This is a genomic window from Oceanicola sp. D3 (assembly GCF_006351965.1).
Taxonomy (GTDB): Bacteria; Pseudomonadota; Alphaproteobacteria; order Rhodobacterales; family Rhodobacteraceae; genus Vannielia.
This window is the reverse complement of record NZ_CP040932.1, coordinates 2582255-2599792: the sequence shown is the minus strand read 5'-3', so window position 1 is coordinate 2599792 and position 17538 is coordinate 2582255. Positions and strand designations below refer to the sequence as shown.

The 17538-nt window shown below is 66.4% G+C and carries 18 protein-coding genes and 2 tRNA genes; 7 read left to right on the top strand and 13 right to left on the bottom strand.

What is annotated here, in order from left to right; all coding sequences use genetic code 11:
• Positions 1-115: 115 nt before the first annotated feature.
• Together FHY55_RS13170 and FHY55_RS13165 are read right to left on the bottom strand one after the other, a co-directional pair.
• Positions 116-1966, bottom strand: a complete 1851-nt coding sequence (locus tag FHY55_RS13170) for an ABC-F family ATP-binding cassette domain-containing protein (RefSeq protein WP_140014635.1) — start codon at positions 1964-1966, stop codon at positions 116-118.
• Between the two features lie 74 nt (positions 1967-2040).
• Positions 2041-2736: an SDR family oxidoreductase gene (locus tag FHY55_RS13165; protein WP_140014634.1), complete on the bottom strand. Its 696-nt coding sequence runs from the start codon at positions 2734-2736 to the stop codon at positions 2041-2043.
• Positions 2737-2859: 123 nt separating this feature from the next.
• On the opposite strand from FHY55_RS13165, the gene ndk reads away from it, so the two are divergent.
• On the top strand, positions 2860-3282 hold the full coding sequence (gene ndk / locus FHY55_RS13160) for a nucleoside-diphosphate kinase (protein WP_140014633.1): 423 nt from the start codon (positions 2860-2862) through the stop codon (positions 3280-3282).
• A gap of 81 nt (positions 3283-3363) precedes the next feature.
• Here the strand turns inward: ndk and FHY55_RS13155 are convergent, their stop codons facing one another.
• From FHY55_RS13155 to FHY55_RS20545, 4 genes are all read right to left on the bottom strand, one after another.
• Entirely contained in the window at positions 3364-3885 is a 522-nt protein-coding gene (locus FHY55_RS13155) for a hypothetical protein (protein ID WP_140014632.1), read from the bottom strand.
• Between the two features lie 85 nt (positions 3886-3970).
• On the bottom strand, positions 3971-4381 hold the full coding sequence (locus tag FHY55_RS13150; RefSeq protein ID WP_140014631.1) for a DUF4112 domain-containing protein: 411 nt from the start codon (positions 4379-4381) through the stop codon (positions 3971-3973).
• Between the two features lie 59 nt (positions 4382-4440).
• Positions 4441-4776 carry a TfoX/Sxy family protein gene (locus tag FHY55_RS13145; RefSeq protein ID WP_140014630.1) on the bottom strand — a complete coding sequence of 112 codons (336 nt, stop codon included), beginning with the start codon at positions 4774-4776 and terminating at the stop codon, positions 4441-4443.
• A 78-nt stretch (positions 4777-4854) separates the two neighbouring features.
• Positions 4855-5010 (bottom strand): hypothetical protein, encoded by a 156-nt coding sequence (locus FHY55_RS20545; RefSeq protein WP_168223005.1) that lies wholly within the window; start codon positions 5008-5010, stop codon positions 4855-4857.
• Positions 5011-5249: 239 nt separating this feature from the next.
• Between FHY55_RS20545 and FHY55_RS13140 the strand changes: the two genes are divergently transcribed.
• Genes FHY55_RS13140 through FHY55_RS13130 form a run of 3 tightly spaced genes read left to right on the top strand, consistent with a single transcriptional unit; the run spans position 5250 to position 8335 of the window.
• Positions 5250-6902: a thiamine pyrophosphate-dependent enzyme gene (locus FHY55_RS13140; RefSeq protein WP_140014629.1), complete on the top strand. Its 1653-nt coding sequence runs from the start codon at positions 5250-5252 to the stop codon at positions 6900-6902.
• 42 nt (positions 6903-6944) lie between these two features.
• Entirely contained in the window at positions 6945-7664 is a 720-nt protein-coding gene (locus tag FHY55_RS13135) for a 3-oxoacid CoA-transferase subunit A (RefSeq protein ID WP_140014628.1), read from the top strand.
• Positions 7664-8335 carry a 3-oxoacid CoA-transferase subunit B gene (locus FHY55_RS13130; protein WP_140014627.1) on the top strand — a complete coding sequence of 224 codons (672 nt, stop codon included), beginning with the start codon at positions 7664-7666 and terminating at the stop codon, positions 8333-8335. Before FHY55_RS13135 ends, FHY55_RS13130 begins: the two co-directional genes overlap by 1 nt.
• 34 nt (positions 8336-8369) lie before the next feature.
• Here the strand turns inward: FHY55_RS13130 and FHY55_RS13125 are convergent.
• Both FHY55_RS13125 and FHY55_RS13120 read right to left on the bottom strand, forming a co-directional pair.
• Positions 8370-8444 (bottom strand) — tRNA-Asn (locus FHY55_RS13125).
• A gap of 69 nt (positions 8445-8513) precedes the next feature.
• The gene (locus tag FHY55_RS13120) at positions 8514-9419 is read right to left on the bottom strand and encodes an MBL fold metallo-hydrolase (RefSeq protein WP_140014626.1); all 906 of its coding nucleotides are present in this window, start codon (positions 9417-9419) and stop codon (positions 8514-8516) included.
• Between the two features lie 36 nt (positions 9420-9455).
• Between FHY55_RS13120 and FHY55_RS13115 the strand changes: the two genes are divergently transcribed.
• Positions 9456-10781: an ATP-binding protein gene (locus tag FHY55_RS13115; RefSeq protein ID WP_140014625.1), complete on the top strand. Its 1326-nt coding sequence runs from the start codon at positions 9456-9458 to the stop codon at positions 10779-10781.
• A gap of 193 nt (positions 10782-10974) precedes the next feature.
• Here FHY55_RS13115 and FHY55_RS13110 read toward each other — a convergent pair whose 3' ends face one another.
• The 5 genes from FHY55_RS13110 to FHY55_RS13090 form a co-directional block, all read right to left on the bottom strand.
• The gene (locus tag FHY55_RS13110) at positions 10975-12183 is read right to left on the bottom strand and encodes a methyltransferase (RefSeq protein WP_140014624.1); all 1209 of its coding nucleotides are present in this window, start codon (positions 12181-12183) and stop codon (positions 10975-10977) included.
• Positions 12184-12233: 50 nt separating this feature from the next.
• Positions 12234-12989, bottom strand: a complete 756-nt coding sequence (locus FHY55_RS13105) for a hypothetical protein (protein ID WP_140014623.1) — start codon at positions 12987-12989, stop codon at positions 12234-12236.
• On the bottom strand, positions 12982-14424 hold the full coding sequence (locus FHY55_RS13100) for a hypothetical protein (protein WP_140014622.1): 1443 nt from the start codon (positions 14422-14424) through the stop codon (positions 12982-12984). Before FHY55_RS13100 ends, FHY55_RS13105 begins: the two co-directional genes overlap by 8 nt.
• Positions 14421-15521, bottom strand: a complete 1101-nt coding sequence (locus FHY55_RS13095; protein WP_140014621.1) for a DUF4123 domain-containing protein — start codon at positions 15519-15521, stop codon at positions 14421-14423. The genes FHY55_RS13100 and FHY55_RS13095 overlap by 4 nt, the downstream gene beginning before the upstream one ends.
• A gap of 112 nt (positions 15522-15633) precedes the next feature.
• A tRNA-Ile gene (locus tag FHY55_RS13090) sits at positions 15634-15710 on the bottom strand.
• A gap of 103 nt (positions 15711-15813) precedes the next feature.
• Between FHY55_RS13090 and purM the strand changes: the two genes are divergently transcribed.
• Both purM and purN read left to right on the top strand, forming a co-directional pair.
• Positions 15814-16860, top strand: coding sequence for a phosphoribosylformylglycinamidine cyclo-ligase (gene purM / locus FHY55_RS13085; protein WP_140014620.1), 1047 nt, complete (start codon positions 15814-15816; stop codon positions 16858-16860).
• Complete coding sequence (gene purN, locus FHY55_RS13080; protein WP_140014619.1) at positions 16860-17453, top strand: phosphoribosylglycinamide formyltransferase; 594 nt, start codon at positions 16860-16862, stop codon at positions 17451-17453. The genes purM and purN overlap by 1 nt, the downstream gene beginning before the upstream one ends.
• The last annotated feature ends 85 nt before the right edge of the window (positions 17454-17538 follow it).

Below are 17538 nucleotides of genomic sequence, written 5' to 3'. Positions count from 1 at the left end.
GACCGGATTAGGAAAAGGGCGCCTTCGGGCGCCCTTTTTCATTTGACCTGCTCCGTTGTCGGGCGGGTTTTGGACTATCTGCCAAGGCGTTGCCGCGAGACCTTCAGGCGGTGAGTCAGGCGGGGGTTTGGGCCGTTTCCAGCTTTTCGGAGACGGAAAGCCAGATGGCCTCGGCCCGCTCCAGCGCTTGCATCACCTCGGCGTATTTCGCGTTCCAGGTGGCCAGCTCGTTCTTGCGGGACTCGTCGTAAAGCTCGGTGTCCGCGAGCTTGGAGGCGAGCTTGTCGCGCATGTCTTCGAGCTTGGTGACGCGGGCCTCGGCCTTCTTCAACTCAGATTTCAGCGCCTGAATATCGGCCTGACTGGTGCGTTTTTGCGCCTTGGGCTTGTCTTTGGCGGGCTTTTCCGGCGCGGCGAGCAGCAGGCGGCGATAAGCCTCCAGATCTTGCTCGAAGGGTTTGACCGTGCCGCCATCCACCAGCCAGAGCCGGTCGGCCACGTGGGAGAGCAGGTGCATGTCGTGGCTCACCAGAACCACTGCGCCGGTATAGGCGGTCAGTGCCTCCACCAATGCCTCGCGGCTTTCCATGTCGAGGTGGTTGGTGGGCTCGTCGAGGATGAGGATGTGGGGGGCCTCCAGCGTGGCCACGAGGAGCGACAGACGCGCCTTCTGCCCGCCCGAGAGCTTGCCCACCGGGGTTTCGGCCTGCGCGGCCATCACGCCAAACCCGGCGAGGCGGGCGCGGTGCTTGCCCGGGAGTTCATCGGGCTTCATCCGGCGCAGGTGCTCCAGCGGGGTTTCTTCGGGGCGCAGCTCATCAAGCTGGTGCTGAGCGAAGTAGCCGATGCGCAGCTTGCGGGCCGAGATCATCCGCCCGGACAGTGCTTCAAGTTTGCCTGCCAAGAGCTTGGAAAGCGTGGACTTTCCCTGCCCGTTGCGGCCGAGAAGGGCGATCCGGTCATCTTGGTCGATGCGCAGGGAGAGGCGTTGCAGCACCGGGGTGCCATCATAGCCTACGGCGGCGCCTTCCATGTTGATGATGGGCGGAGACAGCTCCTCGGGCTCGGGGAAGGAGAAGGCCTTCAGCGCGGCTTCCTGCGGGGTGCTGATGGGCTTCAAGCGGGCCAGCATCTTGATGCGCGACTGGGCCTGCACCGCCTTGGAGGCCTTGGCGCGGAAGCGGTCGACGAAGCTTTGCAAATGCGCGCGGCGGGCCTCCTGCTTGCGGTTCTCGGCATCGGCTACGGCGAGGCGCGCCGCGCGGGTTTCGGCGAAGCTGTCGTAGTTGCCTTGGTAGAAGGTCAGCTTGCGGTCTTCGAGGTGGAGGATGCCTCCAACGGCGCGGTTGAGCAGGCCCCTGTCGTGGCTGATGACGATGACGGTGTGCGGGTATTTCGCAAGGTAGGCTTCGAGCCAGAGCGCGCCTTCGAGGTCGAGGTAGTTGGTCGGCTCGTCGAGCAGCAGCAGGTCGGGCTGGGAGAAAAGCACGGCGGCGAGGGCCACGCGCATGCGCCAGCCGCCGGAGAAATCGGCGCAGGGGCGTTGCTGGTCGGCGTGGGAAAAGCCGAGGCCGGAGAGGATCGAGGCGGCGCGGGCCTCGGCGGACCAGGCGTCGATATCGGCCAGTCGGGTTTGCACCTCGGCGATGCGGTGGGGGTCGGTCGCGGTTTCGGCCTCTTCCATCAGCGCGGCGCGCTCAAGATCGGCGGCGAGCACGGTGGTGATGAGCGAGTCGTCAGTGGCGGGGGCCTCCTGCGCCACGCCGCCGATGCGGGCGCGGCTGGGCAGGGAGATGTCGCCGCCCTCAAGCGCCAACTCGCCCCGGATCAGCCGGAACAGCGTGGTTTTGCCCGTGCCGTTGCGCCCGACGAGGCCAACCTTGTGGCCTTCGGGGATTGCGGCGGAGGCGTGCTCGAAGAGCGGGCGGCCCTCCATGGCGAAGGATATATCGGAGATGCGCAGCATGGGGGGCGAGGTAGCAGGCTTGGAGGCCGGGGGAAATAGGGGATGCGGTCGGGGTGGTGGGCAGATTGCCCACCCTACGGGGCGATCTCCTGCCCATCCCAGGCGAAGAGCTTGCCGGAGTCCTCGGGTGTTGTGGTTTCGACCACGCGCCAGAGGTGGGCGGCGCTTTCGGCGGCGGTGAAGACGCGGGGGGCGTTGGCGCGGTAGGGCGCGGAGAGCGGGGTGGCGACGGTGCCCGGGTGCAGGCCGAGGAGGCGGGCTTTGGGGTGGGTGCGGGCCAGTTCGACAGAGAAGGTGCGGATCACCTGGTTCAGGGCTGCCTTGGAGGCGCGGTAGCTGACCCAGCCGCCAAGCGCGTTGTCGGAGATCGAGCCGACGCGGGCGGAGAGGGCGGCGGCGAAGGCGGGGGCCTTGCGGGGCAGGCGGGGGAGGAAGTGCTTGAGGATTGTGGCGGGGAGGATCGTGTTGATGCGGTAGATCTCGGCCATTGCGGCGGGATCGAGCGCTTTGAGGCTCTTCTCGGGGGCATAGCCTGCGGTGTGCAGGGTGCCCGTGGTGATGAGAAGGCCGGAGATTTCGGGGAGGGTCTGGGCGAGTGTGGCGAGGGCGGCCTCGTCGCCGGGGTCGATCTGGTGGGGCGTGCAGCCCTCTGGCGCCATGCCGCGGGTGACGACATGGACGGGCGGTGCATCGGGGCGGGCGAAGGCGGCTTGGGCCATGGCGGTGCCGATGGCGCCCGCGCCGAAGATCAGCAGGGGGGCGGTGTTCATGCGCCGGAGATAGCGCGCAGTTCGGAGCTTTCAAAAGGAGGCTTTCAAAAGCGGGGCCTCCATGTTACCGCAGCCGCGATTTATCGACCGGGCATGCCCGCCCGGCCAGCAAGGAGACGCCCCATGGCCACCGAACGCACCCTTTCTATCATCAAACCCGATGCCACCCGCCGGAACCTGACCGGCAAGATCAATGCCAAGTTTGAAGAGGCCGGTCTGCGGATCGTTGCCCAGAAGCGGATCAAGCTCTCGATGGAGCAGGCTGGCAAGTTTTACGAAGTGCACAAGGAGCGCCCGTTCTACGGTGAGCTTTGCGAGTTCATGGCTTCCGAGCCGGTGGTTGTGCAGGTGCTGGAAGGCGAAGGCGCCATTCTGAAGAACCGCGAAGTGATGGGCGCGACCAACCCCGCCGATGCAGCCCCCGGCACCATCCGCGCCGAATTTGCCGAGTCGGTCGGCGAAAACTCCGTGCACGGCTCGGATGCGCCCGAGACCGCGGCGGAAGAGATTGCCTATTTCTTCTCCGGGCTTGAGCTGGTGGGCTAAGCCTTCAAAGGGCATAGGCCGAAAAAAAAGAGGCCCCGCGCTGAACATAGCGCGGGGCCTTTTTTGTTTGGTTTTTTGGTGTCAGGGCAAGAGGTTGACCGGCACTGGCATCCAGCCGTTGGTAAAGTCCGGCGGATGCCCGGACTGGGGCTTGAGGGCCACGTCGAACCCGGCCCCGACAGCGGGCTCAACCTGCACGTCGTATCCGCCGTGGGGCGTGTCGACGTAGTAGGTTGGCACAGCCGGGGCGTTTACGAGGCCACGAACGGTGACGGCCTGCGCGGGCCAGTCGTAGCCGGGCTGCGTGTTCCAGCCGCCGAGCGTGTCGCTCATCCGGCCGACGTGGATCACGGCGGTGACGCCTCCGGCGAGATGCGGGCGCACCAGCTCGATCAGACGACCCGCCATTATGAGTGTGTCGGACATGGCCAGATGCAGGCCGGCGAGGTTTCCGGCCCCGTCGCGGAAGGTGATGGTGGTGCAGGAGGAAACGCCGGGATAGACAAGCCGCCCGGCATTCCAGCCACCGCAGGTTTCTCGGATGATTTCATCGGTGCCGCCACCGGCCCGAAACCCATACCTCGGGGAGAATTGAGTGCCCATGATTTGGTCCTGAAAGTTGGAGTGGTGAATAATGGACTCAACCTATGAGATAGCTTCCGTTGAGTAAACAGGGCGTGTGCATTGGTCAGCTCAACGGGGGCATAGCGCGGGTTGGGCTAGTGACATCGCGCGCGCGGGCGGCCTGCTTTGCGAGGTTCTTTTCCAGCAGAGCGACGTTGCGGATGTTGGCATTATAGGCGGCGTCGAAGATATCGCCGACGACCGGGATCGAGCCGATGGACCAGTCGAGCGCTGTGTTGAGCGCCATGTAGGCCAGCGCGCCGGGGCTGGCCCCGAGGCGATGGGCCTTGACGATGATGTAGACGCCGGGCGCTGCGGCCAGCGCGTCGCCGACCACGGGGACGAGCCCGAGGAAGGTATCGAGGCCGATATCGACAGAGGTTCCGGGGATGCGAAACAGCGCGTCCATCCGCCGGGCGAGACGGTGGAGCGCGGCGATTTCGGCGTCTACGGCGGGGCCGGTGAGGTGGGTCATACTCTTTATGTGGGGTCACGGGCGCGTGATGTGAAGGGGGTTCACATTATTTTTCGCGCTCAGCGCGGTCGAACGCCTATCTTGTCGAGCATTTTTTCCAGTTCCGAGAGCCCCGGGTCATGTGCCTCGGCAACGATGGCATCAAACCGGGCGCGCAGGCGTTCTTTCTCGACGCCTTTGCAATCATTCCACGGGCGGCCCTGTAGGCCCATTTCGATCACGTAATAGGCGATGAAGTGGGGACGTGCGCCGTTTTGCAGGAGGCGGCGATAGGTTTCATCCGCGCCCAGATCGGCCAGTTCTTCGGCGGAGTGGATGCCCGCGCGGGCGCAGGAGGCCTCCATGGCGGGGCCGAGATTGCGGATGGAAGAGATAGGGGTGCGTGTTTCGGCCATGGTGGCCGCAGAGTAGCGCCTTCAAGAAGCGCGATACAGGGGCGCAGACCGCCCCTGCTGACAGATCGTGTCAGCGGGTCAGATGCTGGCCCAGTCGGTGATGATAAACCGTTCATCGACGTCGGCATCGGGCTTAATATCCCAGATGTCGCGCGGGGTTTCGCGCCGGCGGGTATCGACCGCGCTGCGCTCTTCGGTTTTCGTCTCCGGCTTGCCGGATTTCTTCGGTGCCATTGCCTTGTTCCTTTACTCTGTTACCACCCCAACGAGCGTTTCGCCGTGATGGTTCCTGCCTCTCATGTGGGAGTTTTCCTCCTCTGTCTGGATATTGGGTGCCGCAAATGTGACAAAATTGGGGCGCAAATCCTCGATTTGCCGCGATTGTGAGGGGTGTGGCAGGAAGGCCTCGGGGATATTGCGGGGTGCTCGAAAATATGATTAACATGTGAAGTATATAAACGGGGGAGGATCAGATGAGCGGCAATGAAGTGGAACAGACCACGGGCGAGGCGCTGGCGGCGGGGCTTGCCGAGGCGGGGACCGAAGTGGTTTTTGGCATTCCCGGCGCGCATATGTATGCCTTCAATGATGCGCTGGCGCGGGAGGCGGGGCGCATCCGATTTATTCATACGCGCCATGAGCAGGGGGCGGGTTACATGGCCTATGGTTATGCCCGCTCGTCCGGTAAGCCCGGGGTGTTCACCGTGGTGCCGGGGCCGGGGGTGCTGAATGCGGGCGCGGCGATCTCTACCGCCTACGCCGGGGGCACGCCGGTGCTGTGCGTGACCGGCAACATCTTTTCTCACCTGATCGGGCAGGGCCGTGGGCAGCTGCACGAGTTGCCCGACCAGCTGGCCACGCTGCGCAGCATCACCCGTTGGGCGGGCCGGGTGGAGCATGCCAGCGAAACAGGCCGGATGCTGGGCCGCGCCTTTGGCGAGATGGCGCGGGGCCGGGGTGGGCCTGCGGCGATTGAAGCGCCGTGGGATGTGATGGCCGCCAAGGGCACGGTGCGTGGCGCTTTCGAGCGCGAGGAGGTGCTAGCGCCGCCCCTGAGTGAGGGCCAGATTACACAGGCGGCCGAGATGATTGCCGAGGCGCAGAACCCGATGATCTTTGTCGGCTTCGGCGCGATGGAGGCCGGTGCAGAGGTGCTTGCCCTTGCCCGCAAGCTGGGCGCGCCGGTGGTGGCGCATCGCAGCGGCAAGGGGGTGATCCCCGAGGATGATCCGCTCGCCGTGAACATGGTGGCGGGGTACGATCTTTACCGTGATTGCGACCTTGCAATCGGCATCGGCTCGCGACTGGAGCTGCCCTTCATGCGCTGGCAGTGGCGGCCCGAGGGGCTGAAGGTGCTGCGCATCGATATCGACCCGACAGAGGCGGTGCGGCTGAAGCCCGATTGCTTTGTGCTCGGCGATGCTGCCGAGGCCTGCGCGGCGCTTGAGGCGCGTGTGGCGCAGGGGCCGGACCGGGGCGATGCGATTGGCGCGGCGCGGGAGGCGGCTGAGGCGAAGATAGAAGAGATCCAGCCGCAGGTGGGCCATTTGAAGGCGATCCGCGCGGCGCTGCCGCGCGATGGATTCTTCGTGGAAGAGATCAGCCAGGTGGGTTTCACGGCGCGCTTTGCCTTCCCCGTCTACGAGCCGCGGACATATGTGACCTCCGCCTATCAGGAGAACCTCGGCTTTGGCTACAACACCGCGCTGGGGGTGAAGGTGGCCAACCCCGAAAAGGCGGTGGTGTGCGTAACCGGAGACGGCGGCTTTTTGTTTGGCGCGCAAGAGATGGCGACGGCGGCGCAGCATGGCATTGGCGTGGTTGTCGTGGTCTTCGACAACGGGGCCTTTGGCAATGTACTGCGCGATCAGGACACGCAGTTTGAGGGGCGCCGGATTGGGGCGGAGCTGGGCAACCCGGATTTCGTGGCGATGGCCAGAAGCTTTGGCCTGCATGCCGAGCGGGCCGATACGCCCGAGGCGTTGGAGGTGGCGGTGAAAGCGGCGATCGAGCGGGATGAGCCGGCGCTGATCTGCGTGAAGCAGGACCGCGGCTCGGATGGCTCACCATGGCCGCTGCTGATGCCCGCGCCGCATGGGGCGCCGCCCAAGAAGGGGTATTTCTGAGCACGGCTCCGGCGGCTAGGGTGGCCGCGAGGAGGACGGCGGATGGATAAGAGCGTGGCCAGCCTTGAGGCCGCTGTGGCTGACATAGCCGACGGCGATGTGGTGATGATTGCGGGGTTCGGCGGCTCGGGCATTCCGGTGGAGTTGGTGCATGCGCTGGTGATCCGGTTTCGCAAGACCGGGCAGCCGAGGAATCTGACCGTGGTCAATAACAACGCAGGCACCGGCGCGGTGGGCATTGCCGCGATGCTGGAGGCCGGGATGGTGGCGAAGGTGATCTGCTCCTTCCCGCGTTCCTCCCAGCCGCAGGCCTTTCAGCGCCGCTACGAGGCGGGTGAGGTGGCGCTGGAGCTGGTGCCGCAGGGCACGCTGGCCGAGCGGATCCGGGCCGGGGGCGCGGGGATTCCGGCGTTTTACACCGCAACGGGCGTGGGCACCGAACTGGCCGAGGGCAAGCCTTGCGAAGAGTTTGACGGGCGGATGTATCTGCGCGAGCGCTGGCTGAAGGCGGATGTGGCGCTGGTAAAGGGCGCACTCGGAGATGCCCATGGCAACCTGACCTATCGGCTGGCGGCCCGAAACTTTGCCCCCATCATGGCGATGGCTGCGGCGCGCACCATTGCGCAGGTCACGCGGCTGGTGGCGCCGGGCGGGATCGACCCCGAGCAGGTGGTGACGCCGGGCATCTTCGTGGACCGGCTGGTGGAAGTGCCGCAACCCGCGCAGGAAGAGGCGCTGGTGCGCGCCGGGGAGGCGATCTGATGGAGAAGCTCAGCAGCGCGGGCATTGCATGGCGTGCGGCGCAAGACATCGAAGACGGCGCCTATGTGAACCTCGGCATCGGCTTTCCCGAGATGGTGGCGCAGTTTCAGCCCGAGGGGCGGCATGTGACCTACCACAGCGAGAACGGCATCCTCGGGATGGGCCCCGCGCCGGAGGAGGGCGAAGAGGATTGGGACGTGATCAACGCCGGCAAGAAGGCGGTGACGCTGAACCCCGGGGCGAGCCTCTTCCACCACGCCGACAGCTTCGCCATGGTGCGCGGCGGGCATATCGACCTTGCGGTTCTGGGCGCCTACGAGGTGGCCGAAACCGGTGACCTCGCCAACTGGCGGATCGGCTCACGCGGCGTGCCAGCAGTGGGCGGCGCGATGGATATGGTGAGCGGGGCAAAGCGGGTGGCCGTGGTGACGGAGCATGTGACCAAGCACGGCGCGCCCAAGCTCGTAGACCGCTGCGCCAACCCGTTGACGGGGGTCGGCTGCGTCTGGCGGGTTTATACCTCGCTGGCGGTGGTGGACGTGGTGGAGGGCCGCTTCGTGCTCCGCGAAAAGCTGCCGGGCCTGTCGATGGAAGCGCTGCAATCCGTCACCGGCGCAAAGCTGCACGTGCAGGGCACGGTTGCGGACCTGAAGGTGCCCGAAGGCCTGTGACCGCGACGGCGCGTGCCGCATGTCTGATGGGAATTGGCTCCGGCGGTAGGGATCGAACCTACGACCAATTGATTAACAGTCAACTGCTCTACCGCTGAGCTACGCCGGAACACTGGCGGCGCGTATAGCAATGGCTCTGGGGGGCGTCCAGAGGGTTTTGTGGAAAAATTTTTCTGCGTCACTTGAGGGCGTAGCTGGCGGTGCTTGAGAGGGTCGGGGTGGCGGTGGCTTGGCCGGACTCCACGAGGGCGATGAGTTGGGCCAGCATGTTGCGTTCGGCGGCGGGCAGCAGGGCGGGGGGGACGTCTGTGTAGACGCGTGCGGTGAGTTCGGGCGGGGTGCCGGGGCCCTTGGCGAGGGCGTGCAGAACCTGGGCTTCGCGGGCGTTTCGGTGCTCGGTCAGCCAGGTGAGGCGGGCCGCAGGATCGGTCACGGGGGCGCCGTGGCCGGGGTAATAGATGCGGCTGTTGCGCCCGGCCAGCAGGGCGCAAGAGGCCATAAAGGCGGTGGCGTCGCCGTCGGGCGGGCTGATGAGGGAGGAGGCCCAGCCCATGACGTGATCGCCGGTAAACACCGCCTCCCCCGAGGTGCGGGAGAGGGCGAAGCAGAGGTGGTTGGAGATATGGCCGGGGGTGTGCAGGGCCGTCAGCTGCCATCCGGGGCCTTCGAGCACCGCGCCATGGGGCAGCCGGACGTCGGGTGCGAAATCGGGCTGCACCCCTTCGCCGCCCCCCGCCAGACCGGACGCGGCCAGCGCCTCCATCACCGGGCGGCGACCGTCGAGATGGGTGCCGAAGGCATGCACCTGCGCCCCGGTCTCGGCGGCGAGGCGGGCGGCGAGGGGGGAATGGTCGACGTGGGAATGGGTGCAGAGGATGTGGCTGATGTGCTGTCCGGGGCGCAGCGCGGCCAGAAGGGCCTCGGCATGGGCGGGCAGGTCAGGGCCCGGGTCGATCAACGCCAAGGCGGTTTCGCCTACGAGGTAGCTGTTGGTGCCCCAATGGGTCATCGGCGAGGGGTTGGGCGCGATCAGCCGCACCACACCGGGCTCAAGCTCTTCCGGTTTGCCTGCCTCGCTTTGCATCTTTCGTTCCCCTGCCGCGGCCCGTAACCTTCTGCCATGGATTTCTCGTGGTTGAAACGCTCGATGCCCAAGGGGATTTACGGCCGGGCCGCGCTGATCCTGCTGTTGCCGATCGTGGTGTTGCAGTTGGTGATCTCGATCGTCTTCATCCAGCGCCACTTCGAGGATGTGACCCAGCAGATGACCGACTCGCTGCTGTTGGAGCTGCGGCATCTGACGGCGGAAGTGGAGGCCGCGCCCGATGCCCCCACGGCGCTGGCGGAGGTGGCACCGCTGGCCGAGGCGCTGCGGCTTGAGCTGGCGCTGCCTGCGGATGAGATGCACGGGTTTCGCCGCCCGTTCTATGACGTTTCGGGGGCCACGGTGATTGCCGAGTTACGTGGCGGGCTGAGCGGTGTGGAGGCGGTGGACCTTTCGGAAAATTCGCGGCGGGTGATCTTGCAGGTCAGCACCGGGCATGGGCCGCTGACCATCACCTTTGATCGGCGGCGGGTGAGCGCCTCGAACCCGCATCAGTTTTTGGTGCTGATGGGATTTGTTGGCGTGGTCATGGCGCTGGTCGCCTTTATCTATTTGCGCAACCAGCTCAGGCCGATCACCCGGCTTGCGGCAGCGGCGGAGGCCTTCGGGCGTGGGCGGATCGAGCCCTACAAGCCTGCGGGCGCGGTGGAAGTGCGCTCGGCGGGCCATGCCTTTCTGGATATGCGGGCGCGGATCGAGCGGCAGACGGCGCAGCGGATGATGCTGCTTTCGGGGGTGAGTCACGATTTGCGCACGCCGCTCACCCGGATGAAGCTGGAGCTCTCTCTGGCAGAGGCCGATGGGGCGGATGTGAGCGACCTGTCACGCGATGTGGCGGAAATGGAAGCGATGCTGGACGGGTTCCTCGATTTTGTCCGCTCGGAGGCCGGGGAGGCGGCGGAGCCGGTGGATGCGGTGGCGCTGGCCGAGAAGGTGGCTGAGAACGCCCGGCGGGCCGGGGGCGTGGTGACGCTGGAGTGCCGCGGGGAGGGCGCGGCAGAGATCGCGCTGCGGGCGCTGTCGGTTGAGCGGGCCTTGGCGAACCTGCTTTCCAACGCGCGGCGCTATGGCAAGGAGGCGCGGCTGACGGTGGATCTGGGCGAGCGGATGGTGCGCTACACGGTTGAGGATGACGGGCCGGGCATTGCCGAGGAGCGCCGCGAGGAGGCTGTGCGTGCCTTCACCCGGCTCGATGAGGCCCGCAATCAGGACCGTGGCAGCGGTGTGGGGCTCGGCCTGGCGATTGCGCTGGATGTGGCCCGCAGCCAAGGCGGCACGCTCAGGCTGGGCGAGAGCGAGGCGCTGGGGGGGCTGAAGGCAGAGCTTGTGCTGGCGCGGTGACCGCGGAGGGGCGTTTGGCGTGGCTGGCCTTGGAGCGGGGGCGCTGCCCCCGCACCCCCGGGAGTATTTGCAGCAAGAAAATGGGGCTTGGGCCGCTCTGGCGGCGGCGCGTTAAGGTTAATGCCTGTTAAGGTTAACGCCCGGGAGGCGTGGGGCGGTTGGAGCGCCGGTGGCCGGGCGTGGCTGGTGGTGGTCAGGCAAGTGTGGCGGAGATGGCGAGGCCGGGAACGGGGCGGCGGAACTCGTTGCGCAGGATTTCCGGGCTCATCCGGTCGGGCGGGTTGAAGCCGGTTTGCGCCAGCGCCTCGCGGATCAGGTTTTCGCCGTGGCGGTAGCGCCCGGTTGGGGTCAACTGCCAGCTATCGGGCATGTCGGGCGCGGCCTCGCAGGTAAAGAGCACCCGGCCTCCCGGCTTTAGCGCCTTGGCCAGCGTGGCCAGCGGCAAGGCGATGTCGCCGGTGTAGATCAGCACGTCGATGGCGGCGATCAGATCGTAGATCCCCGGTTCGGGCGGTTCTTCGCGGGCGAGGTCAAGCGTGAAGAGTTTGGTGTAAGCGCCTGTCTTTGCAGCTTCTTCCAGAATTCCGGGGCTGATGTCCAACCCGTCGAGGCGGGCCGAAACCGGCGCGAGGACCGGGGCGGAGAGGCCGGAGCCGCAGCCTGCATCCAGCACGGTGAGGCCCGCGCCGGGGGCAATGTTGAGCCCGGCGAGGCTTGCCGCCAGCACCTCTGGGCCGCGATACTGCACGCCGGCGAGGCTTTGGTCATAGTGGCCTGCCGTTCTGTCGAAGAAACGGGCGATGTAGCCCGGGTCGGGCAGGGCTGGCGGGGCGTCTCCGGTGATGGCGGCGGCCATGAAGGCAAATTCGGCGGCGTCCCCATGCAGCGGGCGGGCTTGCTCGACGGCACGGCGGGCGGGATCGAGCGCGCCGAAATGGGCAAGCTGGGTGGCGGCGCGCAGGCGGATGTCGGCGTCATCCGGACGGGCAGCGAAGGTGCGGGCCCATGTTGCTTCGGCGGCGTCGGCATCATCCGCTTGCAGATGCAGATCAGCCAGCAGGAAGGCGCTTTGGCGGTCATCCGGGGCCATGCGCAGGGCACGTTCGAGCGCGCGAATCGCCGGGCCGGGCTTTCCAGCCTCGAAGTGGAGCGCGCCGAGGTGAGCAAAGCCGGCGGCGAGCGGGGCCTTGCCTTCACAGTGCTTCTTTAGGGCGCGGAGTGCGGCGGCACCGTGGCCTGCCTCGGTGAGATGGGACACGGCCTTGGCGAGCTCCGGCGCAGAGATCTCGCGCACCGTCAGGGCTTTCAGCGCATGGGCCTTCACGGCAGCGGTGTCGCCTGCCTTTGCGGATTTCGCGGCCGCGGCCAGAGACAGGCGGGCAGGGGAGAGATCATCAATCATGGCGCGACGCTATGGGAGATGGTCCTTGGTGGCGAGCGAAATCGGGGAGGTTACTGCCCAAGAGGCGGTGTTTGGCGCAGGGCGCGCAGCAGGCGGAGGTTGACGAGAACCCCGGTCAGCGAAGCCCGCAGCAGCCAGCCCGCGCCGAGGATGACCACGCAGAAGATCCAGGCTTCGCTGGCCCTGTCGGTATCGCCCGCTTGGGTGAAGACGATGGGGGCCACCACCATGAGCACCACGGCGAAGGTGCAGGCAAAGCCGATGTCGAGCCATTTGGCCCAGCGGAATGGGCGAAAGAAGGGGCCATAGGGGCCTGTCTTGGGGGTGCCGCGCATTCGGAATTCGGTGGTGCCGTCTGCCAGTGGGCGCAGGCCGCCGTTGCTCCGCAGTTCCTTCTGGAAGGCGTCGAGGTCGGCCATTTTGGCCTCTGTCCATGAGAGCGCAACCATGAAGACGAGCAGGGCGGCGAAGGCAAGGTGCACCAGCGGGGTGGCGAGGCCGAAGCCCACGGCGGAATACCAAGCGAGCAGCACCGCCATCGGCCCCATGAACCCCAGTGCGGGCAGCAGCAGGGCGAGGTGCAGGTGCGGGCTGCGCAGGGCGAAGGTGTTGGCGGTAAAGAGCAGGAGCCAGAGGCCTGAGGCCGCTGCAACGCCGAGCATATGCGCCCGGCTGGCAAAGCCGAAGCCTGCCACCGCGAGAAAGAGGGCGGTTGTGACCCCGGCCACGAAGACAAGCCCCCAGAAGCGGCTTTGGCGCTGCTCGGCGGGTTCGCGGTAAAGCAGGCGCGGGGGCTCGCTATTCAAGGCCAAACATTCTGTCCATGATGTATTGCTGCTCATCTTCGCCGGCGTTGTTGAAATACTCGATCCCTTCGACCAGCCCCATGTTCTGGATCGGGTGTGCGTCGGGGTCGTAGAAGGTTTGGCTCCGCGGCGGGAAGAGTTGCTGGGTGAAGGCGGCGAGGCTGTCGAAGAAGCGCCGTGCGGCGGTTTGCAGGCTTTCGCGGATGCCGGTGGCGTCGAGCGCCCATGACACCGCGAGGCCGATGCCAAGTGCAACCGCGCCGATGGCAAGGCCCGTCACCACCACCGGCGCGGCCATGCCCGCAGCAGCCAGGCCGAGCACGACGGCGGCGGTGGCGGCCACGCCCGAGAACACGCCGATGGCGACCATCAGCCCGAGGTTGACGCAAAGATCGGCCAGAAAGCGCTCGCTCTCGGGCAGGGTGAGCCAGTGAACCACCTCGATTACACCGCCGACGATCAGGAAAAATCCGCCGGTGCCCCTGAAGGTATTGCCCGCCGCGCTGCGGATGGCAGCGGCGTTTTGCCCCGCAGCGGTATTGGCGTTGAGCACCGTCATCGAATTGGCTGGAAAGGAGGTGCGGCGCAGGAACACGCGGTTGCCTGCCGGGCCGCGAAAGCTGATGAGCTTCTGGCCACGGTGGGTGTAGACCCGACCAATACGGGCCGAGAAGATCTCGCGCAGGAAGATCCGGCGCATCCGCACCTGATCGGCCATGCTGAGGTTGCGGCCCATAAGGTCGTTGACGTTTCGGAAGGTGGTTTCAAACTTATGCGCCTGCCCGACAAGCGCGCGACCGACTGCGCCACCCATCGAGTAGTAGACGGAGTGCAGATCATCCCAGAACACGCCGAAGGCCTCGCCAAGCTCGTCCGTGAGGGCAACAAGCGTGACCGGATCGAGGGTATCGGGGTTTACCTCGCCATCGCCGATGGGGGTGCGGGAGAGCGCCAGCAGAAAGACGCCCTCGCCGTTGCCGCCTTCCTGCTCCCAGCGGGCGGCGGCGCGCTGGCGGTCTTCCTCGTCCATTTGGCGCAGGCGGGTGCGATACTGGATGCGCATGGTTTCGGGCGTGGCTGGGCTTGCGATCATGTCTTGCAAGGCCTGCCGGGCCGGATCTTCCAGCGCGCGTTGGCCAATGTCGCGAGCCCCGACATACATTTGCAGGTCTTCCGGCGTCAGCGGGGTGCCGTCATCAATCTGCGGATAATAGGTTGTTTGCGAGGTGCCCGAGCCAACCAGATCAATCGCCGCCGTCGTGTTGCCCAGCGTGTTGGGGAAGCGATAGGTTTCGCCCCGGGGCAGCATCTCGGTGGGTTGGCCGTTGACCATGGCACGCAGCGAAAGCGCATCGTGATACTCGGCAGGAAGATCGCAGCGGAAGAAATTGACGGTTTCGCAATTGCAGGTCTCTTGCCCGCGTTCGGTTGTCATGGCTGTGTCTCCTTGCTGCGAGTGCGCACATAGGCCTCAGCGGCGCGCCGGGCGAGGCGGGCGCGGTCATTGGGGTGCAGGGTGCGGTCTTTCAGGTAGTGCATCGTTTCGCCGTGGCGGGTTGGGTCATCGCTGAGCAGATAGGCGCTGTGGGCAAAATCCTCGATCGCCCGTTCCTGCCGCAACTCGGCGTTCTCCGCCCCTGCGATAACGGTGGCCATCCAAGCGGTGGCCTGATCGCTGCGCGCCTGTGCCAGCCGGGGATAGGTGGCGCAAAGCGAGGCGAGGAGTTGCCTGTCAAACCGGTGCGCACGCCAGTGAGAGAGCACGCGCCTGTCGTCTTTTGACAGGGCAAAGGGGGCGTTGGCCTGCGGTGCCATCCCGGCAAGGGCGGGGGTGAGGGCGCGAAGCTCCCCGGCCGTCTCGCTGGTGCAAAGGAAGGTGATGGGCATGCGCCCGGCCTTGGTGCGCAGGCTCATGAAGGCCGCGGCCTTTTCCGGGTTCTGCCGCCACGATGAGAGCAGCACGGCGAGCGCGCCGGACTCCCAGAAGCGCCAGTAGAGCCATTCATCGGCAGGGCCGCGCACGCGGGTGAAGTGGCGCAGGTGCTTCCAGACCTCCTCAAACCCGGCGCGTGTGCGCAGGATCAGGCCCGGGGCCTTGTCCCAGAGCTGCCAGGGCGCATCGCCAGCGGTGAAGAGGTTGCGGCTGAAGCGGTTGCCCTCTTCGATCTGCACCAGCCACGGCGCGACCGTTTTCAGCTCTTCCTCCGCCGCGCCTTTGAAGAGGCAGCGATGGTCCAGCCCGGAGCCTTCCAGCAGATCGGGGAGGTTGGCGACCTTGCCCGCGTCGAGCACGGCGTATGTGGTAAGTGCGGGCAGGGCCGAGGCATCGCCCCCAGCGGCGGCGGTTTCATCGGGCGTGGCGGCAGGCTGGCCGAAGAGCAGCTCTTGCAGCGCATCGGGCACTGTTTTGGGCGCATCCACGCCAATCTGGGCATCCAGCGGCTGGACGCCCTCGATCTGCGTTTCGCCAAGGAAGGCCGCTGTGCCGGTATCTTGCGGCAAAGACGGGGTCTGGGCCTGCTCGCTCGTCACTCTCGCCTCAAGCTATCAACTTGTTATTGAACAAAGGCTTAGCCTGCCCGGGTGCAGGGCGCAACCGGGCAACGCAGGCCTTACGCGGCAATCCGGGGCGGGGCGGGGGAGGTGGTAGGCCCGGCAGGACTTGAACCCGCAACCAAAGCGTTATGAGCGCTCTGCTCTAACCAATTGAGCTACAGGCCCGCCGGGGGACTGATTAGGCCCGTCGTCGCAAGGGGTCAAGCGCGTCTGGCAATTGGCCCGCGCTTGGGTTACCTCCCCGGCGACGGCACCGAGGAGAGCGCGGATGAGCGACAGTAAGAACGGTTTGACCTATGCCCAGGCGGGTGTGGACATTGACGCGGGCAATGCGCTGGTGGAGGCGATCAAACCGGCGGTGAAATCGACCGACCGGGCCGGTGTGATGGGCTCGATCGGCGGCTTTGGCGGGCTGTTCGATCTGAAGGCGGCGGGCTTCAAAGACCCGGTGCTGGTGGCCGCGACCGACGGGGTTGGCACCAAGCTGCGCATCGCGATTGATACCGGCGTTGTGAACGGCGTGGGCGTGGACCTTGTGGCCATGTGCGTGAACGACCTTGTCTGCCAAGGCGCGGAGCCGCTGTTTTTCCTTGATTACTTTGCCACCGGCAAGCTCGATGTGGCCGCTGGCACGGCCGTGGTGGAGGGCATCGCGGCGGGCTGCAAGGCGGCCGGTGCGGCGCTGATCGGCGGCGAGACGGCGGAAATGCCGGGGATGTATGAGGGCAAGGACTTCGACCTTGCCGGGTTTGCCGTGGGCGCGATGGAGCGCGGCGCGGCGCTGCCCGATGGGGTGGCCGAGGGTGACGTGCTGCTCGGTCTCGCCTCGGATGGCGTGCATTCCAACGGCTACTCCCTCGTGCGCCGCGTGGTGGAGATGGCGGGCCTCGGATGGGAGGCGGAGTCGCCCTTTGGCGGCGGCACCTTGGGCGAGGCGCTGCTGGCGCCCACGCGGATTTACGTGCGTCAGGTGCTGGCGGCGATCCGTGCGGGCGGCGTGCACGGGCTGGCCCATATCACCGGCGGCGGGCTGACCGAGAACCTGCCGCGCGTTCTGCCCGAGGGGCTTGGCGCAGAGGTGGACCTTGGCGCATGGGAACTGCCGCCGGTCTTCCGCTGGCTGGCCGAGACCGGCGGGCTGGACGAGGCCGAGCTGCTGAAAACCTTCAATGCTGGCATCGGCATGGTGCTCGTGGTCAGCGCAGAACAGGCCGAGAGCCTGAAAGCGCTGCTGGAAGAAACCGGCGAGCAGGTATTCGAGCTGGGCCGCGTTGTGGCGGGTGAGGGGGTTTCCTACAGCGGGAAACTGCTTTGATGCGCAACTGCGCCATTCTGCTCTCGGGCGGCGGCTCGAATATGGTGAAGCTCGTCGAAAGCATGGGCGAGGCAGGCCATCCGGCGCGCCCCGTGCTGGTGATGTCGAACGATCCCGAAGCGGGTGGGCTGGCCAAGGCGCAGGCGATGGGCGTGGCGACGGATGCGGTGGATCACCGGCCCTTCGGCAAGGATCGCCCCGCCTTTGAATCCGAGCTGACGGCGCGGTTGGAGGCGGCGGACGCCGACCTGATCTGCCTTGCGGGCTTTATGCGGGTGCTGACGGAAGGGTTTGTGCGGCGCTGGGAAGGCCGGATGCTGAACATCCACCCTTCGTTGCTGCCCAAATACCGCGGATTGCACACCCATGCCCGCGCGCTGGAGGCCGGAGACGCCGAGGCGGGCTGCACGGTGCATGAGGTGACACCGGAGCTGGATGACGGGCCGATCTTGGGGCAGGCAAGGGTGCCGATTCTGCCCGGCGACACCCCTGATGCGCTGGCCGCACGGGTGCTAATCCGCGAACACGCGCTCTACCCGGCCTGTTTGCGACGCTTCGCTGCTGGCGAGCGGCAGCCGCTTTATCTGGCTTGAGCGGACGTCAAGGCAGGGTTTCCTTTCTTTCCTCATGGTCCTAGAAAGCGGTGAGCGGCAAAAACGAGTGGCGCAATCTGCGCCG

Excerpts from the sequence above, each read along its gene's own strand:
- FHY55_RS13145 (WP_140014630.1), bottom strand. The coding sequence starts at position 4,776 with ATGGCCGAAACACGCACCCCTATCTCTTCCATCCGCAATCTCGGCCCC.
- purN (WP_140014619.1), top strand. The coding sequence starts at position 16,860 with ATGCGCAACTGCGCCATTCTGCTCTCGGGCGGCGGCTCGAATATGGTG.
- FHY55_RS13170 (WP_140014635.1), bottom strand. The coding sequence starts at position 1,966 with ATGCTGCGCATCTCCGATATATCCTTCGCCATGGAGGGCCGCCCGCTC.
- FHY55_RS13135 (WP_140014628.1), top strand. The coding sequence starts at position 6,945 with ATGGATAAGAGCGTGGCCAGCCTTGAGGCCGCTGTGGCTGACATAGCC.
- FHY55_RS13155 (WP_140014632.1), bottom strand. The coding sequence starts at position 3,885 with ATGGGCACTCAATTCTCCCCGAGGTATGGGTTTCGGGCCGGTGGCGGC.
- FHY55_RS13140 (WP_140014629.1), top strand. The coding sequence starts at position 5,250 with ATGAGCGGCAATGAAGTGGAACAGACCACGGGCGAGGCGCTGGCGGCG.
- FHY55_RS13165 (WP_140014634.1), bottom strand. The coding sequence starts at position 2,736 with ATGAACACCGCCCCCCTGCTGATCTTCGGCGCGGGCGCCATCGGCACC.
- FHY55_RS13130 (WP_140014627.1), top strand. The coding sequence starts at position 7,664 with ATGGAGAAGCTCAGCAGCGCGGGCATTGCATGGCGTGCGGCGCAAGAC.
- FHY55_RS13100 (WP_140014622.1), bottom strand. The coding sequence starts at position 14,424 with ATGACAACCGAACGCGGGCAAGAGACCTGCAATTGCGAAACCGTCAAT.
- FHY55_RS13110 (WP_140014624.1), bottom strand. The coding sequence starts at position 12,183 with ATGATTGATGATCTCTCCCCTGCCCGCCTGTCTCTGGCCGCGGCCGCG.
- FHY55_RS13115 (WP_140014625.1), top strand. The coding sequence starts at position 9,456 with ATGGATTTCTCGTGGTTGAAACGCTCGATGCCCAAGGGGATTTACGGC.
- ndk (WP_140014633.1), top strand. The coding sequence starts at position 2,860 with ATGGCCACCGAACGCACCCTTTCTATCATCAAACCCGATGCCACCCGC.
- FHY55_RS20545 (WP_168223005.1), bottom strand. The coding sequence starts at position 5,010 with ATGGCACCGAAGAAATCCGGCAAGCCGGAGACGAAAACCGAAGAGCGC.
- FHY55_RS13120 (WP_140014626.1), bottom strand. The coding sequence starts at position 9,419 with ATGCAAAGCGAGGCAGGCAAACCGGAAGAGCTTGAGCCCGGTGTGGTG.
- FHY55_RS13150 (WP_140014631.1), bottom strand. The coding sequence starts at position 4,381 with ATGACCCACCTCACCGGCCCCGCCGTAGACGCCGAAATCGCCGCGCTC.
- purM (WP_140014620.1), top strand. The coding sequence starts at position 15,814 with ATGAGCGACAGTAAGAACGGTTTGACCTATGCCCAGGCGGGTGTGGAC.